Raw genomic sequence first — 26,163 nt, forward strand, 5'->3', positions numbered from 1 at the left:
TGGTACCCCTACTTCCTCACTTCCGGTACCGGGCCCGTCGAGGTGCGGACCACCAGCTCTGGGCGGAGCAGCAGCGACTGGCTCGGGCCGGATTCGGTGTTGTCGATCCGGTCCCGCAGGTGCCGGAACGCGGCTGCCGCCATCTCCGCGACCGGCTGACGTACGGTCGTCAGTGGTGGTGCGGCGAGGTCGGCGAGCACGATGTCGTCGAAGCCGACGACTGAGATGTCCTGGCCTACCCGGAGCCCGGCGTCCCGGATGCCGGCGCTGATTCCGAGGGCGCACATGTCGTTGATGGCGACGATGGCGGTGGGGCGGTCCGAGGTCCGCAGCAGCGCGTTCGCGGCGGTGCGACCGAGCCCGGCGGCGTCGAGATCTCCGTAGGGCTCCTGCTCTGCGCCACCGGACCAGACGATCGTATCGGCCGGGTTCAGGCCGGCCTGCTCGAGTGCGTCGGTGAAACCCCGGAACCGTTCCCGGCGGTTCACGCTGCGCAGCGACCCCGAGACGAAGGCGATGCGTCGGTGGCCGAGCTGTAGCAGGTGGGCGGTGGCCAGGTGGGCGCCCACCACGTTGTCGACGCTGATGTTGACCAAGGTCCCCGGGTCACCGGCCTGAGCGGTACGGTCGAACGCGACCAGGCTGAGCCCGGTCTCGACGAGTGGCAGTACGTGATCCAGCGAGGGCAGCGAGGAGCAGAGGACGACGCCCCGGATGCCGTCGGCCCAGAGCTCTTCGAGGTAGCGCCGTTCCCGGTCGGGTTCCCGTTCGCTGTTGCAGAGCAGGACGTGGTAGCCGTCGCTCAACGCGGCCCGTTCGAGGTAGCGGGCGAAGCTGCCCCAGAACGGATTGGCGACCGACGGTACGACAAGCCCGATCACCTGGATCCGGCCGGTGCGCAGTTGCCGGGCCGCCCGGTTTGGCCGGTAGCCGAGCCGGTCGATCGCGGCGGCCACCCGGATGCGGGTCTGGGGGAGCATGCGGCCGGGGCGTCCATTGAGGAAGTTCGACACGGTGCTGGGCGAGACGCCCGCCTCGCGGGCTACCTGGTAGATCGTCACACCGCTCACGTCGCGTGCTCCCCCTTGTTGGCGATCTGAACCAGCTGAGTGTAGAGGTTTACCAGCTCGTGACCGCCCTTGGGCCTACCAGTAAAGCCGGTGTTTCGGTGCCGTGTCTAGCCATTGACATGTCTGTACCTCGCTCCTAGCCTTGCTGCAACGATCCACCAGTAAATCGATGCAAAGTCCTTCCTGCCACGAGCTAGATCGTGGTGTCGCAGCTACCCAGAAGCGGCGGAGCGCGCCGCGGGAGAGAAGGCCAGGATGACCAGAACCCGGGGGAGTCGGACCCGTGCGGTGACGATGGTGCTCGTCGCCGCGCTGCTCGCCACCGCGTGCGGCGGACCGGCGGGCACAACGGAGGGCGACGACCAGACCAGCGGCACGATCCGGCTGTTGACGCCGATCTTTGAGGGCGCCGACGGCAAGACCGTGCTGGAGGAGCAGCTCGACGCGTTCAAGGAGGAGTACCCGGACATCACCGTCGAGGTCGACTACACCTCGTACGGCAAGCTGAACGAGAAGCTCACCACGTCGATCGCAGGCGGTCGGCCGTACGACGTGATGCTCATGGGGGTCGGTTGGATCCCGCCGTTCGCAGCCAAGGGCGCCCTGGCCGAGTTGGACGAGAACCAGCAGGAGCTCGCCGAACGGTACAACGAGCGGGTCGTCGAGCCTGGCATCTACCAGGGCAAGGTGTACGGCCTGCCGATCATGTTGGACACCCGGTTCGGTCTGTACCGCAAGGACATCTTCGCCGAGGCGGGCATCGCCGCCCCGCCGAGCAACTTCGCCGAGCTGCGGGAGATCGGGCGCCAGCTGACCGTGCGAGACGCAAGCGGCAAGCTCACCCGCGCCGGCGTGGACATCCTCTCCAACGATCTGCGCCAGACGTTCCTCCCGCTGATGTGGGCCAACGGCGGCGAGCTGTGGACCTCGGATGGGCAACCGGCCTTCAACAGCCCGGAGGCGGTCGGGGCGTTGCAACTGATGGCCGACATCATCCTCACCGACAAGAGCGAGGACTTCGGTTTCACTCAGCCCGGTGCCACCGGCCTGCCGCTGGCCCAGGGGCGGGCGGCGATGATGGTGGGGCACAACAACCACCTGCTGGCGATCGAGGAACAGGCACCGGAGCTGATCGAGGAAGACAAGATCGGCTTCTTCATGATCAGCAACGAGCGTCCCGCGATGTTCCAGGGTGGGACGCTGGCAACGGTCTCGGCCAAGTCGCAGCGTCCGGCGGCGGCCAAGGCGCTGGTCAGCTTCCTCACCGACGAACAGGCGTCGCTCGCCGCGAACGAGCAGCGGGGTAACGTGCCGGCCCTCAACAGCCTGTCCGACTCCGATTACGTACAGGGCAACCCGGCCGCGCAGTTCGCCATGGCGAACCTCGACGCCGCCTACTCCGAAGGCGGTGTGCCGGCCTGGTTGGAGATCCGGGGCGACTTCAAAGCGGCCATCGAGTCCGTCCTGCTGGGCCAGAAGGACCCGCAGCAGGCACTCGACGAGCTGGTGGCCAAGGCCCAGGCAGCGATCGCCAAGGGCTGACATGACCAGCACCCTCGAGACCGTGAGCGTGGCGTCCGCGAGTCGGGCGCCACGCCCGCCCCGCCGTCGCCGAAGGCTGGGTGCCGAACGTCGTCGCGCGGCGTACCTGATGCTGGCCCCGTCGGTCATCCACCTGGTCTGGTGGATCGGCCTACCCGTGGTGGCCACGTTCGGCCTGGCCTTCACCGACTACGACATCATCGCCGGCACCGTCGAGTGGGCCGGCCTGGACAACTTCCGCCAGATCTTCGCCGACGACATCTGGAACCTGTCGATCTGGCACACCGTCGTCTTCACCTTCTTCACCGTTCCGGTGGCGATGGCGATCGCGGTGGTCATCGCGGTGCTGCTCAACCAGCGGATCAAGGCGCTGGCCTGGTACCGCGCGGCGTTCTTCATGCCGCACATCACCGCCACCGTCGCGATCGCACTGGTCTGGATGTGGATGTTCGAGCCCAACCTGGGACTGTTCAATCTGCTGCTGGGCTGGATCGGGGTCAACGGGCCGGCCTGGCTGTCGGACCCTGACTGGGCGATGCCGGCGGTCATCCTCGTCAGCATCTGGAAAGGCATCGGCCTGAAGATGCTCATCTACCTGGCAGCGCTGCAGAACATTCCGCACGACCTGTACGAGGCGGCGAATCTCGACGGTGCCTCCGGCCCCCGCAAGTTCTTCGCGATCACCCTGCCGTTGCTGAAACCCGCCACGTTCTTCGTCTTCATCGTCTCCATGATCGACGCGTTCCAGGTCTTCGACCAGGTGTACGTGCTGACTCCAGACGGCGGCCCGGCGAACTCGACGACCGTCATGACGTACGAGATCTACCGGACGGCGTTCGGCGAGTTCGACATCTCGGCGGCCTGTGCGCAGAGCGTGGTGCTCTTCGCCTTCCTGCTCGTCCTGACGGTGATCGGGCGCCGACTGACCGGGAAGGACGGCGATGAAGCGTAAGTTCGACGCCCGCTGGGTGCTGCACCTACTGCTTGGCCTCGGCGGACTCATCATGGTCGTTCCGTTCGTCTGGATGATCCTGACGTCGCTCAAGAGCCGCGCCGACATCGCCGCCTACCCGCCCCAACTGCTGCCGACCGAATGGGTGTGGAGCAACTACCAGGCAGCACTGGACTACGCCCCGTTCGGGACGTACTTCCGCAACAGCCTGCTGATCGCCATCGGGCACACGGTGATCAACCTGATGCTGGCAACGATGGCTGGCTACGCGCTGGCCCGGGTTTCGTTCCGGGGTCGGACCGTGCTGTTCATGGCCATCCTCGCGATGATGATGATCCCGACCTACACGAAGATCGTCCCGCAGTATCTGATCGCCAAGGGGATGCCGTTCTTCGGCGGCAACGACCACCTCGGCCGGGGCGGCTACGGCTGGCTCGACTCGTGGTGGGTCCTGATCGTTCCGGGCGCGCTCACCCCGTTCGCGATCTTTCTGTTCCGGCAGTTCTACCTCTCTCTGCCCCGTGAGCTGGAGGAGGCCGCCCGAATAGATGGAATGGGGGAGTTCGGGATCTTCGCCCGGGTGATGACCCCGTTGGTGAAACCAGCCGTCGCGACGGTCGCCCTGGTCACCTTCGAGAACAGCTGGAACAACTTCCTCTGGCCGCTGCTGGTCACCACCCGTGACGACCTGCGGGTGATCCAGGTCGGTCTGGCGGCCTTTCAACAGGCCGAGCGGACCGAATGGTCCTACCTGATGGCCGGATCGACGCTGGCCACCGTACCGATGATCGTGCTGTTCCTGTTCGCCCAGCGGTACTTCGTGCAGGGCTTTGCCACCGCCGGAATCAAGTAAAGGGGTATCTCGATGAAAATCGATCTAGCTGGGCGTCGGGCCCTGGTCACGGGTGCCGGCCACGGTATCGGAGCCGCTATCGCCGTAGCACTCGCCCGGGCCGGGGCGGACGTGGCCGTCCACCACGGACACTCCGCCGGTCCGGCCGCCGAAGTGGCCTCGGCCATCGAGACGCTGGGTCGCAAGACCGTCGTCCGGCAGGCCGACCTCACCCGGACCAGCGAGGTGGCCGATCTTGTCGGGGAGGCCACCAGCTTTCTCGGCGGCCTGGAGATCCTGGTCTGCAACGCGGGTGGAATGGTCGGCCGCAGCCCGGTGGCGGAGATGACCGACGAGCACTACGCCCAGGTCGTTGATCTCAACCTGGGCGCCACCTTCCGAACGGTGCGGGCCGCGATCCCGCACCTGCGGGCCGCCGGTACGGCGGGGCGGGTGATCACCATGTCGTCGTTGGCTGCGCACAACGGTGGCGGTGCCGGATCAGCGGTCTACGCGGCGGCGAAGGCGGGGGTGCGGGGCCTGACCAAGGGGCTCGCCAAGGAGTTGGCGACGACCGGGACCACGGTGAACGCCGTCGCCCCGGGATTCATCGGCGGCACCGCCTTCCACGAGACGTTCACCCCGGCACAGACCCAGGAAACGATCATCGCCGGGGTGCCGCTCGGTCGTGGCGGCCGGTCCGAGGACGTCGCCGGCGCAGTCGTGTGGCTCGCCTCCGAGGCGGCCTCCTACGTCACCGGGGCGACGATCGACATCGACGGTGGAGCCTGGTTCCGGTGACCGTGCCGACGCCGACCCTGCGTCCGCCGGTACTCCCGCCCGAGCGGGGCGGTTGGTGGCACGCGTACGTCTGCCCCGCGCACGGCGTGGAACTCGATCACGACCGGCTGCTCGACGGTGAGTTCCCGGACGCCGGCGCGCGGTGCCGCCACGGCTGCCGGATCGACGATCCGTCGGTGCGGGGTGGTTGGACCGTCCTGGCGCATCAGGCGAGTGCCCGGCGCATCCGGTTGCTCGCCCGGTCACCCCGGGACGACGACCGCCGCACGGCTGTCGACCTGCTGACCGCGTACGCCCGCCAGTACGCGGCACTCGGCGCGGCACCGCACGACGGAGCCGCCGGCTGGATGCTGCGTGGTCGGCTGTTCCATCAGGCGCTGACCGAGGCGATCTGGGCGGTGACCATCGGCCAGGCCGCCGCAGCGCTGCGGGCGGGCGGTGAACCACTGCCCAAGGAGGTGAACGAGTTGCTCCAAGCCCTCGTCGAGGCGGCCGGGCAGGCCCGCCAGGCGCTGGTCGACGCCGGCAAGTTCGAGTCCAACTACACCGCGTGGCTGATTGCCGCCGGCGCGGTCTGCTCGGGCCGCCCCGACTGGCTGACCGGTCGGCACGGGCTGTGTGACCACGTCTCGACGGCGATTCGTCCGGACGGGTGGGAGTGGGAGGCAGCCACCTACTACCACGGCTTCGTCCTGCGGGCGTACCTGTTGACGCTGCAGTCACTGCCGCAGACTCCGGTGCCACCGCAGACGCAGAGCCGACTCGCCGCCATGGCCACGGTGCTCGAGACCCTGGCCACCGACGGAGGTCTGCTACCAGCCCTGCACGACGGCCCGTACGACCGGCCACCGGCCCGGTACGAGCTGGACGAACTCCGGGAACTGCTGCCCCTGCTGGACCGGGGGCCGACGGAGCCGCAGCCGGTGACGATCTTTCCCGACGGGGGCTATGTGGTGCTGCGTGGATCGGGGCTGCACGCTGTCGCCGACTTCGGCCCGCACGGTGGCCCGCACGGGCACCGCGACAAGCTGGCCCTGTACCTGTACGGTGCCGACACTCCCTGGCAGCCCGACCCGGGTCAGGTGCCGTACGGCCACCGTGGCTGGCGGCACCACTACGCCTCGACCGCCGCCCATCCCACCTTCGCAGTCGACGGGCTCGAGCAGGCGGAGTGCACCGGGCATCTGATCGGGTACGACAGCAGCTCGGTCGCCATCGGCTGTGACACCGCGTATCCCGGGGTGACCGCCCGGCGCCACCTGACCCTGCGCGGCGGTGTGCTGGTCGACGAGCTGCGGGTGGAGACCGACCGGCCCCGCCGGATCAGCGCGCAGCTCAGACCGGATGTCGACCTGGCAATTCGGGCTACCGCCGACCGCACCCTGGAAACGGTCTGGCCCGGCCGGCAGACCCTGCACGGCCGGCACACCGTCTCGGTCGACGCCGACGTCGTCTGCCGTCCCGGACCCGGACCGGCGGACGACCCGCAGCGTGTCCGCCGCTGGGTCGACTGGACCGCGAGCGACGCGACCACAGTGACGTTCCGATCGATCTACCGGATGGAGAGCTGATGCAACCCCTGCTCATCGGTGACCGCCTCGGGCAACTGCGCGCGGCGCTCACCACCACCCACGCCGCCCAGTGGCGGCGGCTGTACGAGCAATGTGCCTGGTACCGCGGACAGAGTCCGCCCGCCGAGCATCCGACCGCGAGCATCACCTACCTCGGCCCGGCCGCGATGAACCTGGCCCTCGCCTACCGCCTCACCGGCCAGCCCGGCTACCTGCTCGAAGCCCGCCGCTGGATCGGTACCGCCGTGTCCTACCCGCGCTGGGGCAAGGCGAAGATGCCCGACCACGACCTCGACGCGGGTTGGCTGCTGCACGGGCTGTCCCTGGCGTACTCCTGGCTGCGCGACGACCTGCCCGACGACGAGGCGGCGGCGCTGCGGGCGAAGCTCGCCCTGCAGGGTGAGCGCCTGTACGCCTTCGCCGTCGAGACCGAAGGCTCCTGGTGGTCGTCGAGCTACTGGCAGAACCACAACTGGATCTGCTACGCCGGCCTGGCCGCCGCCGGATACGTCCTCGACGAACCACGGTGGAGCGACCGGGCACGGGAGAACCTCGCGACGGTGCTGGACCTGATGCCGGGCGACGGATCGGACTCCGAGGGTGTCGTCTACTGGCGGTACGGCGTGCCCTGGCTGGCCATCCACCTCGACCTGCTGCAACACGCTGAAGGCATCGACTGGTGGCGGCGCGGCGACTTTCTGAGTCGCACCTTCGAATGGCGGCTGCACCAGTGCGCTCCCGGCTTCGAGGAGAACATCGACCACGGGGACTGCCACGACCGCCGGTCCGGGCACAGCGTCGCGCTCTACTACAAGCTCGCCGCCGCGTACCGCGACGGCCGCGCCCGCTGGCTCGCCGACCACGTCGCCGATCGGCACTTCTGGCGGGAGGCGTACGCCTCCGGCGTCAGACCGGGCGTGATGCCGGAGGCCGGCTACGAACTGCTCTGGTACGACCCGCAGGTGCCGGCCGTGGATCCCGCCGACACGGTGCCGACCTCCGCTCATTTTCCCGACCTCGGACAGGTGACCGCCCGTACCAGCTGGCAGTCGGGCGCGGCCTTCGTCAGCTTCAAGGCGGCCCCCGGCGGGGGACACACCGCATGGGACACCGCCGAGCGGTTCCGCCGGGACAAGGGCTGGCAGACCCTCAACGCCGGTCACCACCACCCCGACGCCGGGGCGTTCGTGTTCGGCGCGCACGGCGAGTTCCTCGCCGTCGACGACGGGTACTGCAACCGTAAGCGGGCCGCCTACCACAACCTCGTCCTGGTCGACGGGCAGGGTTGGGCCGGCGAGGACCGCTACCAGGTCTACCAGGACCTGCCCCACGAGCGCCAGGCCCGCCTGCGGGACGTGCTCACCGGGGACGGGCTGGTGCACGCGACGGCCGAGTCTGCCGCGATGTTCGATCCGGCGCTCGGCGTCCGGCGCGTCGACCGGACACTTGTCTTCACCCCGGCCGGCCGGCTGGTCGTGCTCGACCTCCTCGCCGCCGACCAGCCACGCGAGTGGACCTTTCTGCTGCATTCGGACTGGCCGGCCGAGCTCGTCGGCGGCGACATCGTGCTCCGGTCCGGACCGGCGCAGGCGTACGTCCGCCAGGTCGTCCCGGACGCCGCCACCGTCAGTCAGGCGACGACGGAGATCGAGGCCAACCCCACCGGCAGTACGCCGAGTCTGCGGATCGTCCGCACCCTGCACACCGTTCGGGTCCAGGTGGCGCCGGTCGTCCGTACCCGGATCCTCACCAGCGTCGAACCGACCTGCGCGCTGGCCCCGCGCGCGGCCGTCGCCGAGCCGGTGGGCTGTGCCGAAGGAGTCGGGGTGCGGTTCGGGACCGACGGCGAGACGGTGCTGCTGGCGCCGGCCGACCGTCGGATCGACGGCGCCGACGTGCGGGCCGCCGCCGCCGCGGTGATCCTGCTGCCTGGCTCCGCCGACCGCCCGGCACAGGTGGGGGTGGTCGCGGCGACCCACGTGGACGTCGCTGGTCGCGATCTGGTACGCAGCGACGAGCCGGTGACCGGGGTGCTGCCGTGGCCGGCCTGAGCGCCGCGCCGTCCGCCACCGGACGGGGGACGGCCCGGCGTCGAAGCGAGGTGGCGGCCGCCCAAGGCGGCTGGGCGGCCACCACGTTGCGGGTGCTGGAGTTCGTCGCCTACCCGGCGCTGGCGGGCTGTGCCCTGCTCCTGTTGAGTCTGGGCGTCGTCACCTGGCTTGCGGCGCTGGCCGCCACGGCACACGCGCTGCAGCAGTGGCGTACGGATGGACGGGCCCGGCCGTTCGTCGGTGCGCTGGCCATGTTCGGGCACTACTGGCGGCGGCTGTGGCGGCACTCGATCCTGTCCACGGTCGCCGCTGCGCTGTTGGCCGCCAACATCGTCTTCCTGGCCACCCGTTCAGGTGCCTACGCCGCAGCCCTGCTGGCCCTGCAGATCGGGCTGATCCTGGCACTGGTGCCGTACCACCTGGCACTGGCCGTCACCGCCGCCGGTGACCCCGACGGGGAAGCCGGTCGCTGGGGACGTGCCGCGCTGCTGTTCGCCTTCGCCGCTCCCCGACGTGGGTTGGCCCTGCTCGCGGCTGCTGTCGCGGTGCCGCTCGTCACCGCGCCGCTCGCCTTCGGGCCGTTGCTGCTCGGTGCCACTCTGCCGCTGCTACTCGGCCTGCGGCTCGCGGACAGCACACGACGACGAGGCACCGTCACGGCGTGGGTCGGTACGACCGGCGACCGGTCCGATGCGGCTGCCGCGAGGGCGACGGAGCGTAACGGTAGACCCAGGGAGCGGGTTCGATGACCCTGACGATCCGTCCCGCCGCCGAGTGTCAGTTCGATCTGGTCTCTCTCGGTGAGGTGATGCTTCGTCTCGATCCCGGTGCGGGCCGGGTACGGACCGCACGCACCTTCGCCGTCTCGGAGGGCGGTGGCGAGTACAACGTCGCACGTGGGCTACGCCGGGCCTTCGGCCTGCGAACCGCCGTCGTCACTGCTCTGGCCGACAACGAGATCGGCCGGCTCGTCGAGGACCTGGTACGTCAAGGGGGAGTGGACACCTCGTTGATCCGGTGGGTGCCCTACGACGGAGTCGGCCGTACCGTCCGTAACGGGCTCAACTTCACCGAACGTGGCGAGGGTGTGCGCGCCGCGGTTGGCACCTCGGACCGCGGCCACACCGCGGTCAGTCAACTCGGCTCCGACCAGATCGACTGGGACCACCTGTTCGGCACCCTCGGGGTCCGTTGGCTGCACACCGGTGGCATTTACGCGGGCCTGTCCGATGCCGCCGCTGAGACCGCATCCACCGCCACCGCCGCCGCCCGCCGGCACGGCACAGTTGTCTCGTACGACCTGAACTACCGGTCGAGCCTGTGGCGCGACATCGGCGGCCAGGACCGGGCCCGACTCGTCAACCACCGCATCGCCCGGACGGTCGACGTGCTGATCGGCAACGACGAACACTTCCGTACCGTTCTCGGCGCCGGCCGATCGGACTCCGGCGTGGACCATTGCGAAGGCCGGTGGGAGGTGCCCGGCGACCGGGTCCGTCCCGACCTGGGCGATGTCCAGACGTCGCTGGAGCAGGTAGCCCGGAGCTACCCCGGTCTGTCGATCGTGGCGGCGACGTTGCGCACCGTGCGGTCCGCCTCGGTCAACGACTGGGGGGCCGTCGCCTGGTCCGCTGACGCCGGCCCCGTCGCAGCCCGGTACCGACCGGGTCTGGAGCTTCTGGACCGGGTCGGCGGCGGCGACGGCTTCGCCGCTGGCCTTGTCTACGGCCTGCTGCGGCTCGGCGACCTGCGCATCGGTGTCGAGCTCGGTGCGGCGTACGGCGCGTTGGCGATGACCACGCCGGGGGACGCATCGATGGCCGCTCTGGCGGAGGTCGAGGCATTGGCCGCCGGATCCAACGCCCGGGCACTCCGCTGAGTACCACCCGTCGTACGAGTGTCGTCCCGGGGCGAGGGCAGCCGGTGTCCTCCTCGGGGGACGCGCCGGCCGGCCGCCGGCGCATGCGGTGGTCGTCCGGCCTGCGGATCATGGTCGCCGACACGTTCCTCATGGGGCTCGGCTTCTACGCCCTGGTCCCGCTGCTGGCGTACCACCTCCTGAACGACCTGGGGCTCACCATCGCGCTCACCGGGTTGCTCGCCGGGGTACGGTCGGCCAGTCAGCAGGGCATGATGCTCTGGTCGGGGATGCTGGCCGACCGGTTCGGTCACCGTCGGGCGATCTGCGTGGGTGTGCTGCTGCGTGCCGCCGGCTTCGCCGCGTTCGGTGTCGTGGACGCCGTACCGGGACTTGCGGTCGCCTCGGTCCTGGCCGGCCTGGGCGGATCCCTCTTTCACCCGGCCAGCTATGCCCTGTACGCCGAGCTGACACCGGCGCCGTTGCGTACCCGTGCCTACGCCGTGCGGGAGATGGCCAGTAACGCGTCCTTCGTCCTCGGGCCCGCACTCGGTGGCCTCCTCGCGGCCACCAACTTCCCGGCACTGTGCATCGTCGCGTCCAGCCTGTTTCTGCTCGCCGGTGCGATCACCTGGATCGGACTGCGACCCGACCCTCCTACCGCCGAAACGTCGGTACGGATGTCCTCCCTGCACCGGTTGCGGACCGTTGCCCGAGATCGCGGGTTTCGACGGTTCGTTGTGGTCAGTGCTTTCGCATGGGCGCTGTTCAGTCAGCTCTACCTCGCCGTGCCGGTGCGGGTCGGTCAGGTTCTGCCGGGAGCGACGTCGCTGGGCCTGGTCTACACCGTCGCGGCGGTCGTCATGGTCGTGGCGACCGTCCCGTCGACCCGTCTTGCCGAGCGGTATCTGACGACCGGCCGGACGCTCGCCGTGGCCACGGTCATGCTCTCCGTCGGTCTGTTGCTGCTGGGTGTGCTGCCGGGACCGGCTGGAGTGGTCACCGGTGTCGTCGTCTTCACGCTCGGGCAGGTCCTGCTGCTACCGACGGTCAACGGCACCGTTTCGCGGCTGGCCCCGCCGGGCGCGGTCGCGTCGTACTTCGGTGCGAACGGACTGGTGCTGTCCCTCGGTGGACTGATCGGCAACCTGGGCGGCGGGTGGCTGCTCGACCTCGGCGACGACACCGGGAGTTGGCTACCGTGGACGGTGTTCGCCGGCTGGGGCGCGGCGGCTGCGGTCGCTTACCTGTTGGTGCTCCGACCGTCGACACCAGTCAGGAGCGATTGAGCGTCGATGCGGCGGCCCACCTGGCCGGCCGCACCGACGCTCCTGCACCCCGACGGTCCGGACCGGGTGCAGCCGTACGCCGACTAGTACTTCGGGCTGGGACCGAAGCGGTTCGGGCCGGGGGTGCCGTCCTGCACGGTGAAGATCAGCATCACGAGGGGGCCGATCAGCGGGATCGGCGAGATCAGCACCCACCAGCCGGATCGTTCGGTGTCGTGCAGGCGGCGGACGGCGACCGCCAGCGAGGGCAGTGCGAGCGCCAGGAGGGCAACCACATAGAGAATGCCGAGGTTGCCTCCGTCCAGACCGGTCCCCAGCAGGAGGTCGAGGATCGACCCCACGATGGCGACGGCGGTCGAGAACAGGACGAACCACCAGTACTCGGCGCGGCGAGCCCGGCCGCTGAACCCTACGTACCGGGTCAGGGCCGAACGGACAGCTTCGGTGAACGACATACGATGCTCCAGCATTGTGGACATATGAGCAGCGGTGCGGCATCAGGGTACGCGAGCGTCCGCCGCGCTCTGGCGTCTGATCCGTCAAACCCTGTCCGGGATGATCTCCCCGCACATCGAGCCCTCGGTCCCTTCGGTCGCAGCGTCGATCTCGAAGGTGTTCACCTGGATGCTGGGAACACCGCCTCGCCGTCTGCTGGTGCTGATAGCTTGTCCACCTTCTCCGTACTCCGCTGTACCAAACGTTCTTGCGCGGCGGGCCGTTTGCTGGTCGACACCGCCCGGGTCGCGTCCGCCGAGGTCCGGCTACGCCCGTCCGCCCGTACGGTGGTCGCCGAGGTCGCCCGGTGCGCACCGCCGGCTGCCGGGATGGCCGCGACGCTCAGGCTGACCCGGTGATGTGACACTGCATCCACCGGGTGATGCGTACTGTGGCCGGCAGGGGAGACGCGGTTGAGTCACAAGCTCAGATCGGCTTGGGAAACCATGGATCGCCTTCGTCGAGGTAGCCGATGTACTCGTACTGCAGGCCGTTGGCGCTACTTACAGGCGCGAACATCTCGCGCCACTCGTTGATGTAGAATCGGCCACCGTTCCAGCCCTTGAGAGCGCGGACGCGGTCGGCGACGGGGCGCGCACGGTCCTTGCCGACATGTTCGCTCAGGAACACCTTCCGTTCCACGTTCGGGCGGGGTTGCGCGGTGTAGTAGATGTCCAGATCCCCGGCCTTGAGAACGTATGGAATTCCTGGGTGGGGTCCGGTCCACGGATCGCGCGGCTTTAGCGACTCGTTCGCCACCCCGCTTAGGATCGTACCCTCGAACTCGAACTCCAAGGCAAGGTCGTAGTCGCCCGCCAGGTAGTAGGTGGCGTTCGGGCCGACCGGTACGATGACCTGACTGTATTCATTGATGTAGAAGGGTCCATTTGGGGCGGCGCCTACGTTGACCTTAACGGCGTTGACCATCTTTACGAGGTCCGGGTGGTCTTCGGTGGTTGCCAGCCACCGCTCCTGGTTGGAACTGTGGTAGGTCAGGGCGACCACCGGTCCGCGCGCTCCAGTCCGGATTGCGTACTTGGCATCTTTGGAGACGTTCTTCGGGCAATTGCCGTGGAACGGCGCGAATGCGATGCTCATGGCGGGGCGTCCTCCTCGGGTACGGCTACGGGGGTGATGCGGGGGCGGTGCGGCGAAACTTCGTACGGGCTGAGCTGCTACGCGGGAAAGGTGAGGTCCCCCGGCAACTCGGTGATGAATCTGGGCTGACCGCCCTCGAACCAGAAGGCGTGCCGTAGTTCGTTGACGAGGATCCGGGTGACGGAACCACCTGCCCGGGACAGTCGCCGGATCTGGGCGGTCAGGTGCTCGGCGGCGGGTCCGTTAGCGAACAGCTCGCCACGGGAAACGCGTTTGGCGATGACGCCGCCGCCGCGTTGCCGGAACCGGAACTCGACCGCCGGCTCGACCGGTCCCGGGTAGACATCCCCTGGTTTCAGCAGGGAAGCGTCCACTTCGGCGTCGTGCTGTAACGGCGTGCGCGGACGGAATGGCGAGGCGAGGATGCCTCCGTAAAGGGTAACCCAGTCGCCGTCATCTCGGGACAGGACCAGAACCGCGCGGGCGTTGCGCGTTACCCGAAACCGGCCCGGCTGGCCCTTGAGCCGGGACACGGCCGCGGGCACACCCTGCGGATTGGTCACGATCCGCCCGTCGGCGTCGCTCACGTTGCCGGCTGAGTCCACTGAATATTCGTCACCTTCGTAACGTCCGGGATAGACGTCGCCGATGTTGAGCTGGCCGAGGTCGATCTCGGTGTCGTCGGGCAATGGCGAGCGTGGGGGACCGGGCAGTTCGACCGGCGAAGTTGGGAAATCCCACCTGAAGTAGCGATTGCGCTCGACCCCGATGAGCTTTCCCCAGTCCTCCCGCTCGTAGATGGTTTCGTCGACCGAATCGCGCACGAACAGGACGCAGACCCGCGACGCCTTCTCGGAGCCGCTGTCGTCGCGGTGTCGTCGCAGCACTCGGCCGATGCTCTGGATTCGCTGGCGAGGTGAACTGGACGAGGCGACGATGATCCCCAGGTCGGCTTCGGGGACGTTGAAGCCCTCGATCAGCGATCGGGCGGAAACGATGACTTTGGCATCGCCTCGCCGGAACAGCTCCAGACTCCGATCGCGCAGTTCGGGTGCAAGTTCGCTGTTCTCCATGACGACCGGTACGCCGGCAGATTCCAGACGGTCAAACAGGGCGGCGACCTCGTCAATGCTCTCGTGGAACAGGACGATCCGAGTGTCCGGCCGCTCCGCCAACGCATTGACCACGAGAGCCTGGGCCACGTCGAGCCGGCTGCCCGTCCGGTAGATGAGCTGCTTGCGGCGGCGGGTTTCGGCGACAAACCGCGCCGCGACCTCTGCGATGCTCCCAGACCGCTTCTGGGAGGCCCGCCGGGCCCACGACAGCAAGCTCTGCCGTTGTGCGGGCGGTGCCGCGACAGACAGCTCACGGCGCGCTTCGTTGATGGAGCGAGTCAGCGCCTGGTACTGCTGGGCCTCGTCCGGGTTCAGCGACAGGCCGAAGTGATGTACCTCGAACGGCGGCAGCACACCGGACTCGATTGCCTGCGCAAACGTCATCTCGTAAACCACGCGGCCGATCTCCCGGTCAGCTGCCGCGTTGTCAACTGCTTCCGGCAGGTCCTGGTCATCGTCGCGTTCGGGCGTGGCGGACAAGCCGAGGCTATGGCGTCGTGGAGTCTCCAGAACCGCCGACATCTCCCGGGCTCGGAGCCGGTGACACTCGTCGGCGATGAACAGCAACCGGTCGCCGACTCCGGACTTGCGCACCATGTCCGGCAACGTCTTGCGTGCCGACGCCAGGACTGCTACCAGCACCCGTCGCTGACCGTCGAACTCGTCGGAGTAGCCGCCGCCCAGCCGGCCGATCGCCGCCGTTGGCAGGTTCGAGCGCTGTGCGAGCACGTCGTACCACTGCTGCATCAGGACGATCGTCGGGACGATGACGACGACTCGAAGGTCCGGTTCCTCTCGCTGGAGTTTTTCCGCTATGGCGAGCGCGAGGATGGTCTTCCCAGCCCCGGTGACAACCTTGACCGTTCCCCGCCGGCCTGCGGTGAACCAAGCATCTACGGCCTCGAGCTGCCAGGGCGCGAGCGTGATCTGCTGGGTCAGATTCCAGTGGTGGGGCAGGTCGGCCACTGGCACAGTGGGCTCTGCCGTCACGTCGGGTTCGGCAACCGGCAGGCGGGCCGTCCAGAAGTCCCGCAGCCGCAGTTGATGCAGCGTGAGCCGCTCCGTGGCGGTGAGTTCACGCATGCAGAACGCCTTGCATCGATAGGGATTGGTTTGTCATGTCGATCTGGTTACTCCCCACAACTGGTCCTCTTCGGGTAGCACCGATAGCGCTTCGGCTGCGACCCGCTGCGCCTCGATGACCGAGCCGTGAAGCCTCGCCATTTCGGACTCCACCCGGTGACCGACGGAGATGATCCAATCACCCCATGCCGGCTCCCCCACGACGGAGCACCGCAGGATCTGGAGAATATCCCACAAGGACGATGAGTCCAGGGCCTGAGAGGGCCAAGCCGCAGCCATCCACAGGTTCCGGTACCGGACAGGTAAGCGAGTACCGTCTTATCTGGCGGCATGCCTGGCTCTGCGCACGGCATGCTGCTGCCCGGTAACCGTTGCAGCGGGGAGGATTCTCCATGGCCACCATCGGCGACAACATCGCGCAGGTCAGACGCCGGCAGTCGATCACTCAGGAGCAGCTCGCGGCGGCCGCCGGGGTCAGCACGGAGACGATCCGCAAGCTGGAGACGAATCAGCGCACGACGCCCCGGATCGCGACACTGCATGCGATCGCGCGGGCGTTGGGCGTACCGACGACGACCTTGCTCGGGGATGTGAGCACGGGTGCGGCGCGCCGGGAGCCCGGTCATCGTCCGTTGGCGTTGCTCGATCTGCGTCGGGTGTTGATCCCGGCGCGAGGGCCGGCCGGGTACGTTGCTGACGAGGTGCCGGCGTTGCCGGCGGCGGGCGTGCCGGGTCGGCTGGCCGAGGCGGACCGTGCCTACCACCGGGGCGACTACGCCGCCGCGTTGGCCGTGCTGCCGCCGCTGATCGCCGGAGCCCGACACGCCGCCGAGCACGCCGACGACGCCAACAGGCCGGCCGCCTACCGGACCTTGGCCCGCGCCTACGAGGTGGCCGGCAGCCTGTTGATCCAGGTACGGGCGGTCGACCTCGCCTACCAGGCGGTGACTTCGGCGTTGGACGCTGCCGCGTCCGCCGGGGACGAGCTGCTCAGCGCGGTGACGGTCAAGCGCATGACCTGGCTATTGCTACGCCAGGGCCGGCTGACCGACGCGGAGCGGCTGGCGATCGCCACCGCTGACAGCGTCGAGCCCCGGATCTCCCGGGCCACTCCGGATGAGCTGGCGGTGTGGGGCTGGCTGATGGTGAGTGCAGCCGCCGCTTCCGCCCGGGACAACCGGCCGGACGACGCGGCCGCCCAGCTCGACGTGGCGGCGGCCGCGACGGCCCGGCTGGGCACCCGACCAGTCAGTCCCGACCATCTGCTCGTCGTCGGTGGGATGCGGTCGAGCAGGGTCGACATGACGCGGGTCGAGGCGGCGGTAGTCGCTGGCGAGCCGCGTCGCGCGCTCGATCTGGCGGCCAACGTCCGCCGGGGCGGTGCGCCGATCACCTCCTGGCGGCGGCACCGGCTCGACGTCGCCCGCGCGCACGCCGAGCTGCGGGATTGGTCGGAGGCGACAGCGGTGCTCAGTGAGCTGGCCGCTGACGCTCCAGTGTGGCTGCGGCATCAACGCTACGCCCGCGACACCGTCCGCATGATCACAACCAGTCGGCGGCGGGCGATGGGCCAGGAGCTGGCGAAGCTCGCCGCACTGATGGACGGCCAGGCGGCCTGACCTGCACAACCAGCACCGGAAGTACCGGTTTCGGGGTCTGCCGCACAACGGGCACCACCCTTGCATTCACTCTCGGTGATCAACTCGGCATCCTTCTATGTAGGACGGCGGTGCCGGGTCCCGCACCATCACACACGCGGAACACCGCCCGGCCCGCCGTCCGCTTCATCTGGGCCCGGCGTCGCATCCCGTGATCGCCCTTTCCGTGCGTCGGGCCCGCCTGCGGCGGCGGCTTCGGGGTTGTCGTGGAGAGCCACCTCGGGGTCGCCGCCCTTCCAACTCTCGCCGAGGGGGCATCGTGTTCGGGAAGTGGTTTCAGCGTGCGGACGCGCCGGTGGATGTGGTGTATCCGGTGCCGGGCCGACGGCGTTTCGCCGACTGTACGGTGCCGCCGGTGGATCGGCGGCCGGCGACCCGTACTGATCGGGCGTCGCGGCGGGGTGGTAACGCTGGCCGGCACTACCTGCCGTGACCGGGCCGGAGGCTTCCCGACAGTCGGAGCCACCGCGACCACTCGGGTCGGGTGAGCCGGCGCACGAACCGTGCCGGCCCGCATGGACCTGCACGGTGTGCCCGGACGGCACGCCGTGGCCGTGTTCCCCGGCGCGGGTGCAGTTGACCGAGGCGTACGCCGTTGATCCGATCGGTCTGGCGGCCGACCTGGCGGCGATGCTCCCGCGCGTTGCCGACGAGACCGGCATCGTCGACCCGGCGGAGCTGCACGAACGGTTCGTCTCGTGGACGTTCGTCGGCGCGGCCGCACCGGCACCCGAGGTGAAGCGGCAATGACGGTCGACGGTGGTGCCGTTCGGTTCCGCGCCGACCTGCCGATCGGTCGCCGGGTGGCGCAGTGGCGGGCCCGGCGGCGGATGACCCAGCAGGTGCTCGCCGACCGGATCGGCAAGTCGAAGAGCTGGGTCGACAAGGTCGAACGCGGTGTCCGCAGGCTGGACAGGTTCTCGGTGATCCACCAGATCGCTCAGGTGCTGCGGGTCGACCCGGCCGAGCTGGTCGGCGCGGCCGGGTCGACCACTCCGGTGGGGACCGGTCCGGCGGTGCCCGGCGTGTCGGCGGTACGCGCTGCCCTCGCCTGCTTCGACATCCTCGACGGATGCGCCGAGACCGACGCGGGCGTCGACGCGGGCGTCGACGCGGGCGCCGACGCGGGCATCGTGCCGCCGGCCAGAGAGGCGGTGACCCGGCAGGCCGAGCACGCCTGGCTGGCGTACCGGCACGCCCACTACCCGCAGCTGCTGCGGATGCTGCCCAACCTGCTCACCGCCGCGCGGCGACTGCACGCGGCCGACCCTGCCGGCGGCGCGCCGCCGCTGGTGCAGGTGTACCGGGTCGCGTCGTCGGTGCTGGTCAAGCTCGACGAACCGATCTGGCCTGGTTGGCGGCCGACCGGGCGATGACGGTCGCGTCGACCGCCGGTGATCCGCTGCTGGCGGCGGCGACGGCGGCGGTGCCGCTGGGGCAGACGCTGCGGGCGGTGGGCCAGGGCAGGTTGGCGATGTCGACGACGGCCGCCGCCGCGCACCGACTCGACCCTGTCGGTCCGGCTGACGGTGTACGGCACGCTGCTGCTGCAGGCCGCGTTGGCCGCCGCCGAATGCGGCGGCGCCGCCGTGCGGGAGCTGACCGGCCAGGCCGGAGACGTCGCTGACCGGGTCGGCGACGGCCACGACCACCAGCGGAGCGGTTTCGGGTCGACGGCGGTCGAGCTGGCTCGGGTGGTGGCGGCCGCCGACCTCGGCGAGGCGGAAGAAGCCGTACGCCGACACGATGTGCTGGTGCGGCGTCCCGGCTGGCGCGGGTTGCCGGCCGAGTACCGGGCGGCGTACCTGGTCGACGTAGCGCGGGCGGCACTGCAGTCCGGGGACCTGATCATGGCGGGCCGGTCGCTGGTCGACGCCGACCGGGTCGCGTCCGCCGAGGTCCGGCTGCGGCCGTCCGCCCGTACGGTGGTAGCCGAGGTCACCCGGTGCGCGCCGCCGGCTGCCGGCGTGGCCGGACTGGCCGCGACGCTCGGGCTGACCCGGTAAGACTGAGTTGCTGGTGACCAGCCCGGATCAAGGAGCAGCGGACCAGCGGCGGCTGCCGTTCAGTTCGGCACTGGCACCGCTACCACGGTCACCAGACCCTCCAAGCCGGCGAAGTCGTCGGGGTTTGTGGTGTAGATCGGTAGGCGGTTGCCAATGGCAATACTCGCGATCATGAGATCTGCCGTACGTGCTCTCGGCTTGCGCCCTGCGGCCAGTACGGCTGCGACAACTCTGCCGAACGCCCGGGCCGCCTCAGCATCGAACGGAAGCGGGTCGAACTCCGACTCGGCCCGCTGGAGCACGTCCAACCGGCGCGCACGCTCTACTGGGTCGTCGGTGTGATGTGGGCCTGCGGACAACTCGGCGAGGGTGACTGCGCTGATCGACATCGTATCCGGAAGTCGGGCATGGTCGATTTGTCGGCGCAAGATCAGTATGTTGGTGTCGAGTAGCCCGTGGACTTCAGAGTTCATAAGGGTCCTGAAGCTCGTTTTCCATTGCGCTGTCCAGATCACTTCGGAACCGCGCCGCGTCGATGACCGGCGCGTTCGCAGACACCCCCGCGAACTGCTCCCGCGTCACCACTCGATGCCGACGCAGTGGGATCAGCTCCCCAATCGGGGTGCCGTTGCGGGTGACGACGAACGACTCGCCATGCGCGACGGCGTCCATGATTTGTCCGGATCTTGCCCGAAGATCCCGCTGCGTCAGTTCCGCTGCCATACCCGGACCCTAACATGATGTGGCACCGGGTGCTACGTGGTGGCACGATCGGTCGGGCGGAGTGGCGGGGTTGGCCGTGACGCTCGGGCGACCCGGTGAGGCTGTTGCACTCGCCTAATCGCTGCTCTAGGGTCTCGCGGAAAGCGCTTGCCGACCCAGCGAGGAGGGCGCGTGCCGGCGGCCAGTCCGAAGATCCACAGCGGCATGTGTTCCGTCACCCTGCGACAGGAGTCGGCGCTCGTCGTACTCGACGTCGCCGTACGGGCCGGCCTGCGTCGCGTCGAATGGGGCGGCGACGTGCACGTGCCGCCGGGTGACACCCACACCGCGACCTCGGTGCGCGACGCCGGCCGGGACCGGGGCGTCGGGGTCGCCTCCTACGGCTCCTACTACCGGGCCGGCTCCGACCCGGACGAGGACTTCACCGCCGTACTCGCCAGCGCGGTCGCGCTCGGCGCACCCCGGATCCGGATCTGGGCCGGCACGCTCGGCTCCGCGCAGGCCAGCGCCGAGCAGCGTCGGGCAGTGGTCCGGTCCAGCCGGGCAGCCGCGCATCTGGCCGCCGACGCCGGCGTCACCCTCGCCTTCGAGTACCACTCCGGCACGTTGACCGACACGGCCGAGTCGACGCTGCGGCTGCTCGCCGACGTCGACCATCCGGCGGTACGCACGTACTGGCAGCCGCCGCTCGACCTGCCCGACGCCGCCGCCGTCGACGACCTGCGGCAGGTGATGCCCTGGGTCGACGCGGTGCATGTCTTCTCCTGGTGGCCCGGCTACCAGCGGCTGCCGTTGACCGCCCGCGATCGACTCTGGCGCGACGTTTTCGCCGAACTGCGCGGTACCGGCCGGGACTTTGACACCCTGCTGGAGTTCGTGATCGACGACGATCCCGACCGGGTCGCGATCGAAGCGGCGACGCTGACCCGACTGATCACACCGGACCGTCGTGCCGGCTGAGCCAGACCCGGCGGCAGCAGCGGCAACGGCCGGGCCCGGACCGCTCGCCCGTCGGTGGGCGGCGCTGGACCCGCAGCTGCGGACGGCGGCGCTCGGCCGGGCACGGCAGGCGATCGGGTTCGCCGCCGGCACCGGCCGGGCGGCCTGGCCGTACGTCGACGAGGTCACCGAGCGGGCCATCGTGGCCGCCGCCGAGGCCGACCGGGGCACCGCCTGGCCCCGACTGCTGTTGTCCGACTATGCCCGCTACTGGCGCGACGGGGTCCGGACCGCCTACGAGCAGCCCGCCGGTGAGCTGCGGCGGCGTACCGCCACAGCCGCGCTGGCCGCCGCGCTGCACGGCCAGCCCTACCTCGACGAGGCCGCCGACGGGCTGCTGCAGCTCTGCGAGCAGAGCACCTGGTGCTGGGCCGCGCACGAGCGGTTCGCCGCCGTCGACGGCCGGGTGGTGCCCGACGTCGACCGGCCGTTCCTGGACCTCGGGGCCGCCGAGACGGTCGCCGTGCTGGCCTGGGCCGACCTGATCCTCGGCGCGGCGCTCGACGAGCGCACCCCGGGGCTGCGCCACCGGATGCGCCGGGAGGCTCATGTCCGGGTCGTCGCGCCGTTCCTGGGCAGCCGCGAGTGGCACTGGCTCGGCCTGGACGGGCACCTGCACAACTGGAACCCGTGGATCCACGGCCACCTGCTGGCCGCCGCGTTGTTCCTGGTCGACGACGCGGACGTCCGGACACGAACGGTCGACCTCGTCGTCGACGGACTCGACCGCTACCTCAACTCGCTGCCCGCCGACGGCGGCTGCGACGAGGGGTACGCGTACTGGTGGAACGGGCCGGCGCGGCTGGCCGAAGCGCTCGACCTGCTCGACCGGGTCCTCGGCGGGCGGTTGGATCCGTGGCGGTGGTCGCCGCTGCCGCAGCTGGCCCGCTACCCGCACCGGATGGCCCTCGGCGACGGCTGGTACGTCAACGTGGGTGACGGACCGGCCCGGCCGAGCGCCGCGCAGGCATGGCAGGTGCCGCACCGGTGGGGTCGGGCCACCGGCGACCGGCAGGTCGTCGCGCACGCCGCCAGCCACCGAGCCCCCGGTGGACCGGCCGTGACGGTCGCCGCCGGGCTGGGCCGGGCGGTACGCGGGCTGACCGATCCGCAGTGGATCACGCAGCCGCCGACCGCGCCGCCGTTGCCGGCCACCACCTGGCTGCCCGACCTGCAGTTGCTGGTCAGCCGGGAACGGGCCGGCAGCACGGCCGGGCTGACCGTGGCGGTCAAGGGCGGCCACAACGACGAGAACCACAACCACAACGACGTCGGCTCGTACCTCGTCGCCCTGGACGGGTGCCCGGTGCTGGTCGACCTCGGCCAGCCCACCTACACCGCGATCTCGTTCACCGACCGCCGCTACGAACAGTGGGTCACCCAGAGCCAGTGGCACAACCTGCCGGTCGTCGGCGGCCACGGCCAGGCCGCGGGCCGCGACTTCCGGGCGTCGTCGGTCGCCGTCCACACCGGTGCCGACGCCGACACGCTGGGCCTCGACCTGGCTGGTGCCTACCCGCCGGAGGCCGGCTGCCGGTCGTGGCGGCGGCAGGTGCGACTGGACCGCCGCCGGTCGACGGTGACCGTCACCGAGCGGTGGCGCGTCGACGACCCGGCCGACCTGCGGCTGCACCACGTCCTCGCCGGCGAACCGCTGACCCACGCCGCCGGGCGGCTCGCCGTCCGGACCCTGGCCGGCGGAAGCCTCGTGCTGACCTGGGATTCGCAGCTCGGTGCCGGCCGGCTGGACCGGCAGCCGGTCGACGACCCGCTGCTGCGCGACGTCTGGGGCGACGCCGTGCACCGGCTGGTGCTCAGCCTGCCGGCCCAGCGGACCGGTTCCGTCACCGTGACCGTCTCCGGAGGCTCCGAATGATCGCCGACGACGGGCTCGCCGAGGACCGGCGGCTGTCTCCGTACACCGGCTACACCCGGGCGCACTGGGCGGCGGTCGCCGACCGGATGCTGCTGGCGCTGCGCCCGTACGCCTCACCCGACCACGCCCGGATCGACCTGCCCGGCCGGTCGAGCGCCTACGGACCGGACAGCGACTCGCTGGAGGCGTTCGCCCGGTCGTTCCTGCTGGCGGCGGTCCGGCTACGCGGCGAGGCCGGCGCCGACCCGCACGGGCTGGCCGACTGGTACGCCGCCGGGCTGCGCGCCGGCACCGACCCGACGTCGCCGACCGCCTGGCCCCGGCCGGACCGGCTGGACCAGGCCAAGGTCGAAGCCTGCTCGATCGCGTTGGGGCTGCACCTGACCCGGCCCTGGCTGTGGGACCGGCTCGACGGGGCGACCCGGCACCGCACCGTCGACTGGCTCGCCACCGTCGTCGGGCAGCCGTACCCGCCGATCAACTGGGTGTGGTTCCAGATCGTCGTGGAGACGTTCCTGCGCTCGGTCGGCGGCCCGTGGTCGACCGAGGACATCGAGTCCGGGCTGCGGGTGCACGAGTCGCTGTACCGGGCTGACGGCTGGTACTCCGACGGTCCGGAGCGGTCCTACGACCACTACGTCGGCTGGGCGTTGCACGTATATCCGCTGCTCTGGGCCGACCAGGCCGGTGGCCTGTGCCCCGACGGGCTGCGTCAGGCGTGGCGTCAGCGGCTCGCGGCGTTCCTCGACGACGCGGTCCGGCTGGTCGGGGCCGACGGGTCGCCGCTGATGCAGGGCCGCAGCCTGGCGTACCGGTTCGCGGCGGCCGCGCCGCTGTGGGTCGGCGCGATGACCGGCGCGACCGACGTGGCGCCGGGGGTGCTGCGCCGGGCGGCGAGCGGGATGCTGCGGCACTTCCACGACCACGGGGCACCGGACGGGCGTGGCCTGCTGACCATCGGCTGGCACCACGAGTGGCCGGCGATGGCCCAGTCGTATTCCGGGCCCGGGTCGCCGTACTGGGCGGCGAAGGGGATGCTGGGGCTGGCCCTGCCGGCCGATCATCCGGTGTGGACGGCGACCGAGCGGCCGTTGCCGGTCGAGCGGGCGGACCTGCTGGTGGCGGTGCCGACGCCGGGCTGGCTGGTCACCGGCACCCGCCGTGACGGCGTGGTCCGGGTGGTCAACCACGGCACCGACCACTCGGTGCCCGGCGACGAGCGCGCCGACTCGCCGCTGTACGCCCGGCTCGGCTACTCGACGGCGACGATGCCGCCGCTGACCGGGGCCACCGTCGGCGACCCGTCGGACAATTCGGTCGCCGTCGTCGATGCGACCGGTCGCCGCAGCCACCGCAACGGGTTCGTGGCGGTCGACTGCCGGGTGGTCGACGGCGTCGGTTGGGCGGTGTCGCGGGCCGACGCCCACTGGGTCGACACCGTCGACGACACCGGTCCGGACCACGGATCCGGTCGGCGGGGCCGGGTGCGCCGGGGCCCGGTGGTGACGACGGCCTCGGCGGTGCGTGGCCCGACCGAGGTGCGGCTGGCCCGGGTCGACTCCGCCGACGGTGTCGACGGCGGCACCGTGCTGGAGTTCAGCGGCTGGCCGGTGACCGGTGACGTACCGCCGTCGGCGCGTACCGGCGACGACCCGTCGGTGTCCGTCGTGGCCGGTGCCGCAGTGACGTCCCGGCTGGTCGGCCTGGCCGGCTTCGATCACGCACTGGTACGCCGCGAGCGGGCCAGATCGCCGTTGGGTGACCAGGTGGCGGTGCCGGTGCTGCGGACCGCCACGGTGCCGGCACCCGGCCGGGTGTACGTGGCGGCGGTGACCCTGACCGGCGCCGGGGGAGGCCCGGCCGACGCGGCGGTGCCGCTGGTGACGGTGACGACCGGTGGCGCGGGAGACACGGTCGCGATCCGTTGGCCGGACGGCCACACCTCGACGATGCTGCTGCCGGCCGCGCCGGGGTGAGCTCAGCGCGGCGGGCGGGGCGTCGACGAGTCGCGGATCACCAGTTCAGGGGTGATCAGCACCCGTTGCACGGGGCGGCGTCGGCCCTCGACCAGCCGGGCCACCATCAGCTCGACCGCGACCCGGCCCACCTGGTTCTTCGGCGGGCGGACGGAGCTGAGCGCCGGCTCGGCCAGGTGCGCCACCTCGTCGTCGTAGGACACCAGGGCGAGCTGGTCGGGGATCGGCACGCCCTGCTCGGCGCAGTACTGCGCGACCGACATGGCGTCCGGGTCGCCGTGCACGATCAGCGCGGTGACGCCTTCGCGTCGGCACCGCCGCAGCACGTCGCCGATGATTTCCCGGTGCCCCGGGGAGTCCAACGCGACCGCCTCCCGGATGACCAGGTCGGCGGGCAGGCCGAGGTCCGCGCAGGCCAGCGCCCAGCCCTGGGCGAGGTGGGCGGAGGTGGGACTGCCCTTGGACAGCACCAGCCCGATCCGGCGGTGACCGTGCTCGTGCAGGTGCCGCACCGCCATTTCCAGCCCGAGGGCGTGGTCGCTGCGGACCCATTCGAGCTGGCGCAGGGTAGGGGTCCACCGGGGGGCCTGCCGTTCGACCAGGATCGTCGGCACCGGCAGGTTGCCGATCCAGGAGATCATGTCGGCGGCGCCGTCGGTGTCCAGGCTGGGTGCCAGCAGCAGACCCTGCACCTGCTGCGCGTCGATCAGCCGGGTGATCTGCCGGCGGTCCTCGGTGGGGTCGTAGCTCGACCCGCGCAGCTGGATGTGCACGCCGAGCGAGGCGGCGGCGCTGCGGGCGCCGGTGACGATCTGCGGCCAGTAGTAGTCCAGTGACGGCACCACCATGCCGATGGTGAACCGGGTCGGTGCCACCCGGGGTCGGCGCGGTGCCGGCCCGAGCTGGGTGGGTAGCGTGGCGCCACCGTGCACCCTGGTCAGCAGGTTGCTCTCGGCCAGGGCGGCGATGTCGCGCCGTACGGTCAGCTCGCTCACCCCGAGCAGCGGGGCCAGGTCGGCCACTCGTACCGAGCCGTGTCGGCGCAACTCCTCCAGCAGCCGCTCCCGGCGCTGCAGGTTGAACATCCGGTCCGCCGGCATGGGCACTCCCATCAATGTTCGTTCGCGAACGTTTCCGACCGAATGTGATTGGCTGGTAGCGAGCATGT

General features: G+C 70.4%; 24 protein-coding genes. 17 read left to right on the top strand and 7 right to left on the bottom strand.

From position 1 onward, the window contains the following. Positions 1-8 precede the first annotated feature (8 nt). Complete coding sequence (locus O7621_RS16915; RefSeq protein ID WP_282230148.1) at positions 9-1,070, bottom strand: LacI family DNA-binding transcriptional regulator; 1,062 nt, start codon at positions 1,068-1,070, stop codon at positions 9-11. Between the two features lie 255 nt (positions 1,071-1,325). On the opposite strand from O7621_RS16915, the gene O7621_RS16920 reads away from it, so the two are divergent. From O7621_RS16920 to O7621_RS16960, 9 genes are read left to right on the top strand one after another with little or no spacing between them, the layout of a single operon-like run. Next, a complete protein-coding gene (locus tag O7621_RS16920; RefSeq protein ID WP_282230149.1) occupies positions 1,326-2,612 on the top strand; it encodes an ABC transporter substrate-binding protein in 1,287 nt (428 codons plus the stop codon). 22 nt (positions 2,613-2,634) lie between these two features. Continuing rightward, positions 2,635-3,564 (top strand): sugar ABC transporter permease, encoded by a 930-nt coding sequence (locus tag O7621_RS16925; RefSeq protein ID WP_282230150.1) that lies wholly within the window; start codon positions 2,635-2,637, stop codon positions 3,562-3,564. Next, positions 3,554-4,417, top strand: coding sequence for a carbohydrate ABC transporter permease (locus O7621_RS16930; protein ID WP_281554214.1), 864 nt, complete (start codon positions 3,554-3,556; stop codon positions 4,415-4,417). The genes O7621_RS16925 and O7621_RS16930 overlap by 11 nt, the downstream gene beginning before the upstream one ends. Positions 4,418-4,429: 12 nt before the next feature. Then, positions 4,430-5,197: an SDR family oxidoreductase gene (locus tag O7621_RS16935; RefSeq protein ID WP_282230151.1), complete on the top strand. Its 768-nt coding sequence runs from the start codon at positions 4,430-4,432 to the stop codon at positions 5,195-5,197. Then, positions 5,194-6,768 (top strand): heparinase II/III family protein, encoded by a 1,575-nt coding sequence (locus tag O7621_RS16940; protein WP_282230152.1) that lies wholly within the window; start codon positions 5,194-5,196, stop codon positions 6,766-6,768. The genes O7621_RS16935 and O7621_RS16940 overlap by 4 nt, the downstream gene beginning before the upstream one ends. After that, the gene (locus tag O7621_RS16945) at positions 6,768-8,819 is read left to right on the top strand and encodes a heparinase II/III family protein (RefSeq protein ID WP_282230153.1); all 2,052 of its coding nucleotides are present in this window, start codon (positions 6,768-6,770) and stop codon (positions 8,817-8,819) included. Before O7621_RS16940 ends, O7621_RS16945 begins: the two co-directional genes overlap by 1 nt. Further along, a complete protein-coding gene (locus tag O7621_RS16950) occupies positions 8,807-9,568 on the top strand; it encodes a hypothetical protein (RefSeq protein ID WP_282230154.1) in 762 nt (253 codons plus the stop codon). Before O7621_RS16945 ends, O7621_RS16950 begins: the two co-directional genes overlap by 13 nt. Continuing rightward, positions 9,565-10,698 (top strand): sugar kinase, encoded by a 1,134-nt coding sequence (locus O7621_RS16955; protein ID WP_282230155.1) that lies wholly within the window; start codon positions 9,565-9,567, stop codon positions 10,696-10,698. Before O7621_RS16950 ends, O7621_RS16955 begins: the two co-directional genes overlap by 4 nt. A 44-nt stretch (positions 10,699-10,742) precedes the next feature. Further along, the gene (locus O7621_RS16960; protein WP_282230156.1) at positions 10,743-11,966 is read left to right on the top strand and encodes an MFS transporter; all 1,224 of its coding nucleotides are present in this window, start codon (positions 10,743-10,745) and stop codon (positions 11,964-11,966) included. A gap of 83 nt (positions 11,967-12,049) precedes the next feature. Here O7621_RS16960 and O7621_RS16965 read toward each other — a convergent pair whose 3' ends face one another. Beyond that, entirely contained in the window at positions 12,050-12,421 is a 372-nt protein-coding gene (locus tag O7621_RS16965) for a DUF805 domain-containing protein (protein WP_281554221.1), read from the bottom strand. 264 nt (positions 12,422-12,685) lie between these two features. Here O7621_RS16965 and O7621_RS16970 point away from each other — a divergent pair, with 264 nt between their 5' ends. Beyond that, positions 12,686-12,820, top strand: coding sequence for a hypothetical protein (locus tag O7621_RS16970; RefSeq protein ID WP_282230157.1), 135 nt, complete (start codon positions 12,686-12,688; stop codon positions 12,818-12,820). Between the two features lie 67 nt (positions 12,821-12,887). On the opposite strand, the gene O7621_RS16975 is transcribed toward O7621_RS16970, so the two are convergent. Together O7621_RS16975 and O7621_RS16980 are read right to left on the bottom strand one after the other, a co-directional pair. Further along, the gene (locus O7621_RS16975; protein WP_282230158.1) at positions 12,888-13,559 is read right to left on the bottom strand and encodes a hypothetical protein; all 672 of its coding nucleotides are present in this window, start codon (positions 13,557-13,559) and stop codon (positions 12,888-12,890) included. A gap of 77 nt (positions 13,560-13,636) precedes the next feature. Then, positions 13,637-15,757: a DEAD/DEAH box helicase gene (locus tag O7621_RS16980; RefSeq protein WP_282230159.1), complete on the bottom strand. Its 2,121-nt coding sequence runs from the start codon at positions 15,755-15,757 to the stop codon at positions 13,637-13,639. A 392-nt stretch (positions 15,758-16,149) separates the two neighbouring features. Here O7621_RS16980 and O7621_RS16985 point away from each other — a divergent pair, with 392 nt between their 5' ends. The 4 genes from O7621_RS16985 to O7621_RS17000 all read left to right on the top strand — a co-directional run bounded on the left by O7621_RS16985 (position 16,150) and on the right by O7621_RS17000 (position 19,421). Next, positions 16,150-17,376 carry a helix-turn-helix transcriptional regulator gene (locus O7621_RS16985; RefSeq protein ID WP_282230160.1) on the top strand — a complete coding sequence of 409 codons (1,227 nt, stop codon included), beginning with the start codon at positions 16,150-16,152 and terminating at the stop codon, positions 17,374-17,376. A 609-nt stretch (positions 17,377-17,985) separates the two neighbouring features. Continuing rightward, entirely contained in the window at positions 17,986-18,165 is a 180-nt protein-coding gene (locus tag O7621_RS16990; protein WP_282230161.1) for a hypothetical protein, read from the top strand. Next, positions 18,162-18,791, top strand: a complete 630-nt coding sequence (locus tag O7621_RS16995) for a helix-turn-helix transcriptional regulator (protein WP_282230162.1) — start codon at positions 18,162-18,164, stop codon at positions 18,789-18,791. Before O7621_RS16990 ends, O7621_RS16995 begins: the two co-directional genes overlap by 4 nt. Before the next feature lie 153 nt (positions 18,792-18,944). Then, on the top strand, positions 18,945-19,421 hold the full coding sequence (locus O7621_RS17000; protein ID WP_282230163.1) for a hypothetical protein: 477 nt from the start codon (positions 18,945-18,947) through the stop codon (positions 19,419-19,421). 59 nt (positions 19,422-19,480) lie between these two features. Here O7621_RS17000 and O7621_RS17005 read toward each other — a convergent pair whose 3' ends face one another. Both O7621_RS17005 and O7621_RS17010 read right to left on the bottom strand, forming a co-directional pair. Continuing rightward, positions 19,481-19,894: a type II toxin-antitoxin system VapC family toxin gene (locus O7621_RS17005; protein ID WP_281554230.1), complete on the bottom strand. Its 414-nt coding sequence runs from the start codon at positions 19,892-19,894 to the stop codon at positions 19,481-19,483. Then, the gene (locus O7621_RS17010) at positions 19,884-20,144 is read right to left on the bottom strand and encodes a type II toxin-antitoxin system prevent-host-death family antitoxin (protein ID WP_281554231.1); all 261 of its coding nucleotides are present in this window, start codon (positions 20,142-20,144) and stop codon (positions 19,884-19,886) included. Before O7621_RS17010 ends, O7621_RS17005 begins: the two co-directional genes overlap by 11 nt. 171 nt (positions 20,145-20,315) lie before the next feature. Here O7621_RS17010 and O7621_RS17015 point away from each other — a divergent pair, with 171 nt between their 5' ends. From O7621_RS17015 to O7621_RS17025, 3 genes are read left to right on the top strand one after another with little or no spacing between them, the layout of a single operon-like run. Further along, positions 20,316-21,104, top strand: a complete 789-nt coding sequence (locus O7621_RS17015; RefSeq protein WP_282230164.1) for a TIM barrel protein — start codon at positions 20,316-20,318, stop codon at positions 21,102-21,104. Beyond that, the gene (locus O7621_RS17020) at positions 21,094-23,019 is read left to right on the top strand and encodes a heparinase II/III family protein (protein ID WP_282230165.1); all 1,926 of its coding nucleotides are present in this window, start codon (positions 21,094-21,096) and stop codon (positions 23,017-23,019) included. The genes O7621_RS17015 and O7621_RS17020 overlap by 11 nt, the downstream gene beginning before the upstream one ends. Then, positions 23,016-24,995: a DUF2264 domain-containing protein gene (locus O7621_RS17025; RefSeq protein ID WP_282230166.1), complete on the top strand. Its 1,980-nt coding sequence runs from the start codon at positions 23,016-23,018 to the stop codon at positions 24,993-24,995. Before O7621_RS17020 ends, O7621_RS17025 begins: the two co-directional genes overlap by 4 nt. A gap of 2 nt (positions 24,996-24,997) precedes the next feature. On the opposite strand, the gene O7621_RS17030 is transcribed toward O7621_RS17025, so the two are convergent. Next, positions 24,998-26,107, bottom strand: a complete 1,110-nt coding sequence (locus O7621_RS17030; RefSeq protein ID WP_282230167.1) for a LacI family DNA-binding transcriptional regulator — start codon at positions 26,105-26,107, stop codon at positions 24,998-25,000. Positions 26,108-26,163: the final 56 nt, after the last annotated feature.

The organism is Solwaraspora sp. WMMD937 (assembly GCF_029581175.1).
GTDB lineage: Bacteria > Actinomycetota > Actinomycetes > Mycobacteriales > Micromonosporaceae > Micromonospora_E.

Excerpts from the sequence above, each read along its gene's own strand:
- O7621_RS16980 (WP_282230159.1), bottom strand. The coding sequence starts at position 15,757 with ATGCGTGAACTCACCGCCACGGAGCGGCTCACGCTGCATCAACTGCGG.
- O7621_RS16975 (WP_282230158.1), bottom strand. The coding sequence starts at position 13,559 with ATGAGCATCGCATTCGCGCCGTTCCACGGCAATTGCCCGAAGAACGTC.
- O7621_RS17005 (WP_281554230.1), bottom strand. The coding sequence starts at position 19,894 with ATGAACTCTGAAGTCCACGGGCTACTCGACACCAACATACTGATCTTG.
- O7621_RS17010 (WP_281554231.1), bottom strand. The coding sequence starts at position 20,144 with ATGGCAGCGGAACTGACGCAGCGGGATCTTCGGGCAAGATCCGGACAA.
- O7621_RS16935 (WP_282230151.1), top strand. The coding sequence starts at position 4,430 with ATGAAAATCGATCTAGCTGGGCGTCGGGCCCTGGTCACGGGTGCCGGC.
- O7621_RS17030 (WP_282230167.1), bottom strand. The coding sequence starts at position 26,107 with ATGGGAGTGCCCATGCCGGCGGACCGGATGTTCAACCTGCAGCGCCGG.
- O7621_RS16995 (WP_282230162.1), top strand. The coding sequence starts at position 18,162 with ATGACGGTCGACGGTGGTGCCGTTCGGTTCCGCGCCGACCTGCCGATC.
- O7621_RS16930 (WP_281554214.1), top strand. The coding sequence starts at position 3,554 with ATGAAGCGTAAGTTCGACGCCCGCTGGGTGCTGCACCTACTGCTTGGC.
- O7621_RS16985 (WP_282230160.1), top strand. The coding sequence starts at position 16,150 with ATGGCCACCATCGGCGACAACATCGCGCAGGTCAGACGCCGGCAGTCG.
- O7621_RS16920 (WP_282230149.1), top strand. The coding sequence starts at position 1,326 with ATGACCAGAACCCGGGGGAGTCGGACCCGTGCGGTGACGATGGTGCTC.
- O7621_RS17025 (WP_282230166.1), top strand. The coding sequence starts at position 23,016 with ATGATCGCCGACGACGGGCTCGCCGAGGACCGGCGGCTGTCTCCGTAC.
- O7621_RS16965 (WP_281554221.1), bottom strand. The coding sequence starts at position 12,421 with ATGTCGTTCACCGAAGCTGTCCGTTCGGCCCTGACCCGGTACGTAGGG.
- O7621_RS16945 (WP_282230153.1), top strand. The coding sequence starts at position 6,768 with ATGCAACCCCTGCTCATCGGTGACCGCCTCGGGCAACTGCGCGCGGCG.
- O7621_RS16955 (WP_282230155.1), top strand. The coding sequence starts at position 9,565 with ATGACCCTGACGATCCGTCCCGCCGCCGAGTGTCAGTTCGATCTGGTC.